Genomic DNA, 7866 nt, shown 5'->3' with positions numbered 1-7866 from the left:
CGGCTGATGCCGAAGGTGGTCTGGGTCAGGTCGTTGGTGCCGAAGGAGAAGAACTCGGCGTTCTCGGCCAGGTCCGCGGCGCGGATCGCCGCGCGGGGCAGCTCGACCATGGTGCCGACCGCATATTCGATCTCGCGGCCCTTCTCGGCGATCACCTGCTTGGCGATGCGGTCGGTGAGCTGGCGCAGGAACTTCATCTCCTCGCCCTTGGCCACGAGCGGATGCATGATCTCCGGGATCGGCGCCGGACGGCCCGCCGCGGCGACCTCGCAGGCCGCCTCGATGATCGCGCGGACCTGCATCTCGTAGATCTCGGGATAGCTCACGCCCAGGCGGCAGCCGCGGTGGCCCAGCATCGGGTTCACCTCATGCAGCTCCTGCGCCCGGCGCATCAGCTTGGCGGCGTCCAGGCCCGTGGCCTCGGCCACGGCCTTCACGTCCTCTTCGGTGTGCGGCAGGAACTCGTGCAGCGGCGGGTCGAGCAGCCGGATCGTCACCGGCAGGCCTTCCATGATCCCGAACAGCTCCACGAAGTCGTCGCGCTGCATCGGCAGGATCTTGGCGAGCGCCGCCCGGCGGCCCGCCTCGTCATCGGCCAGGATCATCTCGCGCACCGCGGCGATCCGCGCCGGATCGAAGAACATGTGCTCGGTGCGGCAAAGGCCGATGCCCTCGGCGCCGAACTGCCGCGCGGTCCTGGCGTCGACCGCCGTCTCGGCGTTGGCGCGGACTTTCAGCCGGCGGAAGCCGTCGGCCCAGCTCATCAGGGTGGCGAAGTCGCCGGAAAGCTCCGGCTCGATCATCTTGACCACGCCCGACAGGACCTCGCCGGTCGAGCCGTCGATGGTGATCACGTCGCCCGCCCGGAAGGTGCGGCCGCGGGTGCGCATCTCGCCGGCCTTGGCGTCGATGTGGATCTCGCCGGCGCCGGAGACGCAAGGGCGACCCATGCCGCGCGCCACGACCGCGGCGTGGCTGGTCATGCCGCCGCGCGCCGTGACGATGCCGCGAGCCGCGTCCATGCCGCGGATGTCTTCGGGGCTGGTCTCCTCGCGCACCAGGATCACCGCGCCCGCCGATCCGCCCTGGATCTCGGCTTCGGCGGCGGTGAAGACGATCTTGCCGGTGGCCGCGCCGGGCGAAGCCGGCAGGCCGGTGGCGATGACTTCGCGGTTCGAGCCCGGGTCGATGGTCGGGTGCAGCAGCTGGTCGAGGGAGGCGGGCTCGACCCGCATCACCGCCTCTTCGCGGGTGATCAGGCCTTCGCTGGCGAGGTCGACGGCGACCTTCAGCGCGGCCTTGGCCGTGCGCTTGCCGTTCCGCGTCTGCAGCATGTAGAGCCGGCCTTTTTCGACCGTGAACTCGATGTCCTGCATGTCGCGGTAGTGGGTCTCGAGCTTCTCGACGACAGCCTTGAACTGCACGAAGACCTCTGGAAGCGCCTCCTCCATCGAGGGGTTCTTCTCGCCCATCTCCTCGCGCGCGATCTTGGTGAGGGCCTGCGGCGTGCGGATGCCGGCGACCACGTCCTCGCCTTGGGCGTTGATCAGATATTCGCCGTAGAGCCGGTTCTCGCCGGTCGAGGGATTGCGGGTGAAGGCGACGCCGGTCGCCGAGGTCTCGCCCATGTTGCCGAACACCATCGACTGGACGTTCACCGCCGTGCCCCAGCTCTCAGGAATGTCGTGCATGCGGCGGTAGAACTTCGCCCGGTCGTTCATCCAGCTGGCGAAGACCGCGCCCACCGCGCCCCAGAGCTGGGCCTGCGGATCCTGCGGGAAGGGATGGCCGAGATCGGTCTCCACGGCCTTCTTGTAGTCACGGACCACCGCCTCCCAGTCGTCGGCGGAAAGCGCGGTGTCGACGGTGACGTCGAGGCGCTCCTTATGCTCGTCGAGGATCTCCTCGAACATGTGGTGATCGAGGTCGAGGACCACGTTCGAATACATCTGGATGAAGCGGCGATAGCTGTCGAAGGCGAAGCGGCGGTCGCCGGCCAGCTTGGCCAGCCCCTCGACGGTCTGGTCGTTGAGGCCGAGGTTGAGCACCGTGTCCATCATACCGGGCATCGAGGCGCGGGCGCCCGAGCGCACCGAGACCAGCAGCGGATTGGCCGCGTCACCGAACGCCTTGCCGGTCTGCTGCTCGACGATCTTCAGCGCCGCGGCGACCTGTTCCTTCAGCGGGTCCGGGTACTGCTGGGAATTCTCGTAATAGTGGGTGCAGGCCTCGGTGGTGATGGTGAAGCCCGGCGGCACCGGCAGGCCGAGCGACGACATCTCCGCGAGGTTCGCGCCCTTGCCGCCCAGGAGGTTCTTCATCGAGGCGTCGCCGTCCGCGCGCCCGCCGCCAAAGGCGTAGACCCAACGCGTCTTGGTCATCGTCTCGGCCGGCATAGATATCCCTCGTCGCTACCCGGTGATCTGGCTGAAATCCGCCACGCGCCCCATGGCGTCGCGGACCTTCACCAGAAGCCGCAATCTGTTTTCACGTTCCGAGGCTACCTCGGAGTTCACTAAAACCTTGTCAAAGAAGGCGTCGACCGCTGGCCGGAGCGCGGCGAGCTCGCGCATGGCCCAAGCGTAGTCTTCCTTCTCGAGCGCCTTGCCGAGCTCGATCTCCATGTGGCCGACGGCGATGACCAGCCCGGCCTCTTCCGGCGGCGCGCCCTTGATCTCGGCCGGCTCCCCGGTCGGCAGGGCGGCCTTCTTCTCCTCGGCCTTGAGGATGTTCACGGCGCGCTTGTAGCCGGCGAGCAGGTTCTTGCCGTCCTCGCTGCCTAGGAAGCCTTCCAGCGCATTCACCTTCGACACGATGCGCACCAGGTCGTCATCCCCCAGCGCGAACACCGCATCCACCAGATCGTGCCGCTGGCCCTGCTCGCGCAGCAGCACCTTCAGCCGGTCGGCGAAGAAGGCGAGTAGATCGTCGGACGCGAAGGCTTTCAACGGCAGGCGCGTGCGGGTCTGCAGGATGATGCGGATCACGCCCAGCGCGGCGCGGCGCAGCGCATAGGGGTCGCGCGAACCCGTCGGCTTTTCGTCGATGCCGAAGAAGCTGACCAGGGTGTCGAGCTTGTCGGCGAGCGCCACGGTGGCCGCCACGGCCTGGACCGGCACGTCGTCGGTGGGCCCTTGGGGCTTGTAGTGCCAGCGGATGGCGTCGACGATCTCGGGTTCAAGGCCTTCCTTGTCGGCGTAGTAGGCGCCCATGACGCCCTGCAGCTCGGGGAACTCACCGACCATGCCGGTCCCAAGGTCGGCCTTGCAAAGCCGCGCGGCCTGCATCGCCTTGGCCTTGGTCCCCTCGTCGTCGCGGACGTAGGGCGCCAGTTCGCCGGCCAGCGCCGTGATCCGCTCGACCCGCTGGTACATGTTGCCGAGCTTGGCGTGGAAGGTGACGCCCTTCAGCTTCTCCAGCCGGTCCTCCAGCCGCATCCGCTGGTCCTCGGTCCAGAAGAACCGGGCGTCGGAGAGCCGGGCGGACAGCACGCGCCCATTGCCGCTGGCGATCAACTTGCCGCCGTCGGTGGCCTCGATATTGGCGACCGCTATGAAGTGCGGAACCAGGAAGCCGGTCGCAGGGTCGCGCACGGCGAAGAACCGCTGGTGGACGCGCATCGATGTGCGGATCACCTCGGGGGGCAGGTCGAGGAACGCGGGGTCCATGTCGCCCATCACCGGGGTCGGCCACTCGGTCAGGCCCGCGACCTCGTCCAGCAGACCGTCGTCTTCCACGAGTTCGAAGTTGCGTGCGAAGCAGAGGGTGCGCGCGGCGTCGAGGATGCGCTCCTTGCGCTCCTCCGGGTCGAGCACCACGAAGTTCCTCGCCAGGCCGTCGGCGTAGCTGTCGAAGTCCTTCACGTGGAACGCCTGGCCCGATCCCATGAACCGGTGGCCCTCGGTCAGGTCGCCCGAGACGAAGCCGTCGATCTGGAAGGGCACGACCTCGCCATCGAAGACGCAAAGGATGCGTTGCAGCGGCCTGACCCAGCGCAGCTTGCTGACGCCCGAGACCATCGACTTGGGCCAGGGGAAGTTACGGACGATGGCTTCCACCATCTCGGCCACGATCGCCGGCGTCGGGCGGCCCGGCTTGTGGATGTGGGCGAAGTAGAGCCCGTCGCGCTCGACGAGCTGGTCGCGCGTCAGGCCCGTCGAGCGCAGGAAGCCCTCGATGGCCTGGTCGGGCGAGCCGAGGCGGGGACCCTTGCGCTCCTCGTGCCGCTCCGCCTGGGCGGCAGCCAGGCCCTCGGCCACCAGGGTCAGGCGCCTTGGGCCCGCGAAGGCGGTCAGCGCCTCGGGCAACAGCCCCTCGGCCGCCAGCTTCTCGCGCGCCATCCGCTCGAGGTCCTTGGCCGCCTGCGCCTGCATGCGCGCCGGGATCTCTTCGCTAAAGAGTTCAAGCAATAACTGAGGCATAGCTACTCTCCCTTCCTCCTCGATGGAGGAAGGGCCGGGGATGGTGGCGCGTCTGCTGAGGTGACGGTGGAGCGCCGGAGGGCGTTGACGCCAGCAAGTGCATTCTGCGGCGCCTCAGCGGCCTCACCACCACCCAACCCTCCTCCATCGAGGAGGAGGGCTTTCACGATCTCAATACATGCGTACACGTCGCTGCCGACCTGTCGGTCGCTGAAGCGGAGCACCCGGTAGCCTTGGCCTTCCAGCCACCGCTGTCGTTCCACATCGCGCAACGCGACCTTCGGCAACCGCTCATGCACGCCGCCGTCGACCTCGATGACCAGCTTGTGACCATGCGAGGCGAAGTCGGTGAAGAACCGCCCGATCGGCGCCTGCCTCCGGAAGTTCGCGTCGAGCTTCCGCAGTTCCTGCCACAACCGCCTTTCGGTCCACGTCATCCGACGACGCAGACCGCGCGCGCGCGCGGTGGCCGCTGGCGCATGACTCGCGTGTTCGAACATCAGGCGTTCCCGCCCTGTTGGGCCACGTAGACCTCCGCGCACATCTTGCAGAGGTCGCGGATGCGGCCGATGTAGCTCTGCCGTTCGGCGACCGCGATGGCGCCGCGGGCGTCCATGATGTTGAACAGGTGGCTGGCCTTCAGCACGTGGTCATAGGCTGGCAACACCAGCTGTTCGCCCTGGCGGCCGCGCCTCTCCAGGATGCGCGGCGCCTCGCGCTCCATGTCCTCGAACTGGCGCTTGAGGACGTCCACGTCGGCGACTTCCAGCTCGAAGGCCGAGAACTGCTGCTCGTTGGCCAGGAACACCTCGCCATAGGTGAATTCGTCGTTGTAGCGCAGGTCGTAGACGCTATCGACGTTCTGCAGATAGAGGCTGAGCCGCTCCAGGCCAATGGTCAGCTCGCCCGCCACCGGGAAGACGTCGAGCCCGCCGACCTGCTGGAAGTAGGTGTACTGGGTGATCTCCATGCCGTCGCACCAGACCTCCCAGCCGAGGCCCCAGGCCCCGACCGTCGGGTTTTCCCAGTCGTCCTCGACGAAGCGGATGTCGTGGACCCGCGGGTCGATGCCGATGGCCTCCAGCGAGCCCAGGTAGAGCTCCTGCAGGTTCGGCGGATTGGGCTTCAGGATCACCTGGTACTGGTGGTGCTGGCGCAGCCGGTTGGGGTTCTCGCCATAGCGGCCGTCGGCCGGCCGGCGCGAGGGTTGCACATAGGCGACCTTCCAGGGCTTGGGGCCCAGCGCGCGCAGCACCGTCGCCGGGTTGAGCGTGCCCGCCCCCACCTCGACGTCATAGGCCTGCAGGATCACGCAGCCTTGCGCGCCCCAATAGTCGTGCAGCTTCAGGATCAGGTCCTGAAACGAAAGTGGCTTGTCGGGCATTGGAATGAGCTTGTTCGCAGGCGCAAAAAAAGTCGGCGGACCATAGGGCCCGCCGACCTTGGCTTCAACCCGCTCCGAAGGGCGGGAAAGCGTCCCTAGGCTAGTTGCCTTTGGGGGGCGTGCGCTTGCCGGCGTTGGACATCGGCTTGCCGTACTTCGCACGGTTTTCAGGGGTGTCCGCCACCGGCCCGTTGGTGGTCGTGGTGTTGGTCACCGAGGTGCCCGCCGCGTCGGTCGTGGTGACCGAGGTCGAGGTCGCCGCGCCGGTCGGCGCAGCCCTCGTCGTGGCGTCGGTCGACGTGGCGGTCGCCGTGCTCGGCGCCACGGTCGTCGTCGTGGTCGTGCTCGTCCCGGCCGGGGGAGCCGGTTGCTGCGCAAGGGCCGCGCCGCCGATGAGGGCGGTCGCAGCGACGGCGGTAAGCAGATGCTGGATCTTCATGGCATGGGGTCTCCGTTGCCTTCGTCGGCAACTAAAAGTCCCCACCGCGGTGAAGGTTCATTTCTTCTTGCGGGCGGGCGCCTTGGGCGGAGGCGCGGCGGGGGCCGCCGGCGCCGGCGCCGCTTCGGCCGCGGGCGGCTCCGGCAGGGTGGCCGGGACCGAGCCCGGGACCAGCAGGGCGTCGATCACGTGGATGATGCCGTTCGAGGCCATCACGTCGGCCTGGATGATGTTGGCGTTGTCGGCCTTCAGCACATCGGCCGAGCCGTCGAGGACGATGATGTCGCCCGCGCCGGTCGGCAGCGGGCCGCGCGCGCCCTTGATCTTCGTGGAGTCGACCTTGGCGTTGATGATGTAGTGCAGCAGCGTCTTCTGCAGGGCGGTCTTGTCGCCGACCATCGCGTCGAGCTTGGACTGCGGGAAGGCCGCGTCGGTCGGCGCGAACACTGTCAGGCCCGGCGAATTCTGCAGCAGGGTCGCGAGGTTCACCGCGTCCAGCGCCTTCACGAAGGTGTTGAACTGGCCGGACGCCCGAAGCGTGGTGGCCAGGGTGCCGTTGGGAACCAGCTTCCCGCTCGGCGCGCCTGCGGCTGCGGGCGCCGCGGCGGGAGCCGGGGTCTGGGCCGCCGGGGTCTGGGCCAGGGCGGCGCCGGCGATCAGGGAAACGGCCGCGGCCGCGGTCAGCAAGCGATCGATCTTCATCAGGTCCTCAAATTGCGGTGCGAACAGCCCAACGGCAACGCGCAGGTACGGCGACGGTTCGCCGTTGTCCAGGCTTCGCCAAGCCTGGGTCTCCCCGTGATGGCTTCGTGAAGGTGAGGTTCGCACCCTAGAACAACCGGGCTGGAGCGCTCAATCGCCCAATTTTCGGGCGCCGGACCGCAGGGTCGCCCAGGAATGAGGCGCGCGAGCCCTTCTTGCCCAGCTTGGTCGCGCCATCCCCCTGCGCCGCCGCGGCGCCCCGATAGCGTCGGCCGACCGCTGCGAGACGGGGATGGGGACACTTCGCAGTGGCCTACAGGTCAACACGGACGGCCGGTCCAGCCTCAAGGACCGCGCGGGAGCGAGCGGATGAAACTGATCATGGCGATCGTCAAACCCTTCAAGCTGGACGACGTGCGCGAAGCGCTCGTCGGCGCCGGTGTCGAAGGGCTGACGGTCTCGGAAGTGAAGGGCTACGGCCGGCAGAAGGGGCAGACCGAAATCTACCGGGGCGCTGAGTACCAGGTGAATTTCCTCCCCAAGGTGAAGCTGGAGGCGGTGGTCGACGACGCCGCCGTCGGCAAGGCGGTCGAGGCGGTCAAGGCCGCCGCGGCCACGGGCAAGATCGGCGACGGCAAGATCTTCGTCCTCAACGTCGAAGACGCCGTGCGCATCCGGACCGGCGAGACCGGCGCCGCGGCGCTCTAGCGGTCAAAAACAAGGGGACATGACCACAATGAAGTTCATCGGATTGAAAAGGCTGGCAGGGCTCGCGCTCGCCGCCGCCGTCATCGGGGGCCCGTTCGCGGGAACTGCCCTCGCCCAGACACCCGCCGCCCCGGCGGCTCCAGGGCCTGCCGCCGCCGCTCCGGCCGCAACGCCGGCGCCGGACGCCGCGGCGGCTGCGGCGGCTCCCGCGG

8 protein-coding genes are annotated in these 7866 nt (G+C 68.3%); 2 read left to right on the top strand and 6 right to left on the bottom strand.

Annotated features, from left to right (window positions below; all coding sequences use genetic code 11):
• The 6 genes from ppdK to ACESMY_RS23185 form a co-directional block, all read right to left on the bottom strand.
• Positions 1–2396 (bottom strand): pyruvate, phosphate dikinase (gene ppdK, locus ACESMY_RS23210; protein WP_372787012.1); only part of this gene is annotated, 2396 nt, incomplete at its 3' end.
• 15 nt (positions 2397–2411) lie between these two features.
• Entirely contained in the window at positions 2412–4421 is a 2010-nt protein-coding gene (glyS, locus tag ACESMY_RS23205; RefSeq protein WP_372787011.1) for a glycine--tRNA ligase subunit beta, read from the bottom strand.
• A gap of 2 nt (positions 4422–4423) precedes the next feature.
• Positions 4424–4921 carry an endonuclease domain-containing protein gene (locus ACESMY_RS23200; protein WP_372787010.1) on the bottom strand — a complete coding sequence of 166 codons (498 nt, stop codon included), beginning with the start codon at positions 4919–4921 and terminating at the stop codon, positions 4424–4426.
• Positions 4921–5805, bottom strand: coding sequence for a glycine--tRNA ligase subunit alpha (locus tag ACESMY_RS23195; protein WP_372787009.1), 885 nt, complete (start codon positions 5803–5805; stop codon positions 4921–4923). The genes ACESMY_RS23200 and ACESMY_RS23195 overlap by 1 nt, the downstream gene beginning before the upstream one ends.
• Positions 5806–5905: 100 nt before the next feature.
• On the bottom strand, positions 5906–6244 hold the full coding sequence (locus ACESMY_RS23190; protein WP_372787008.1) for a hypothetical protein: 339 nt from the start codon (positions 6242–6244) through the stop codon (positions 5906–5908).
• A gap of 57 nt (positions 6245–6301) precedes the next feature.
• Entirely contained in the window at positions 6302–6946 is a 645-nt protein-coding gene (locus tag ACESMY_RS23185; protein WP_372787006.1) for a fasciclin domain-containing protein, read from the bottom strand.
• A 369-nt stretch (positions 6947–7315) separates the two neighbouring features.
• On the opposite strand from ACESMY_RS23185, the gene ACESMY_RS23180 reads away from it, so the two are divergent.
• A complete protein-coding gene (locus ACESMY_RS23180) occupies positions 7316–7654 on the top strand; it encodes a P-II family nitrogen regulator (protein WP_293372711.1) in 339 nt (112 codons plus the stop codon).
• Positions 7655–7673: 19 nt separating this feature from the next.
• The coding region (locus tag ACESMY_RS23175; protein ID WP_372787005.1) for a hypothetical protein at positions 7674–7866 on the top strand (193 nt) is incomplete at its 3' end.

The organism is Phenylobacterium sp., from assembly GCF_041691455.1.
Taxonomy (GTDB): domain Bacteria; phylum Pseudomonadota; class Alphaproteobacteria; order Caulobacterales; family Caulobacteraceae; genus Phenylobacterium.
This window is presented reverse-complemented; position numbering and strand designations above follow the sequence as displayed.

Excerpts from the sequence above, each read along its gene's own strand:
- glyS (WP_372787011.1), bottom strand. The coding sequence starts at position 4,421 with ATGCCTCAGTTATTGCTTGAACTCTTTAGCGAAGAGATCCCGGCGCGC.
- ACESMY_RS23200 (WP_372787010.1), bottom strand. The coding sequence starts at position 4,921 with ATGTTCGAACACGCGAGTCATGCGCCAGCGGCCACCGCGCGCGCGCGC.
- ACESMY_RS23195 (WP_372787009.1), bottom strand. The coding sequence starts at position 5,805 with ATGCCCGACAAGCCACTTTCGTTTCAGGACCTGATCCTGAAGCTGCAC.
- ACESMY_RS23190 (WP_372787008.1), bottom strand. The coding sequence starts at position 6,244 with ATGAAGATCCAGCATCTGCTTACCGCCGTCGCTGCGACCGCCCTCATC.
- ACESMY_RS23185 (WP_372787006.1), bottom strand. The coding sequence starts at position 6,946 with ATGAAGATCGATCGCTTGCTGACCGCGGCCGCGGCCGTTTCCCTGATC.
- ACESMY_RS23180 (WP_293372711.1), top strand. The coding sequence starts at position 7,316 with ATGAAACTGATCATGGCGATCGTCAAACCCTTCAAGCTGGACGACGTG.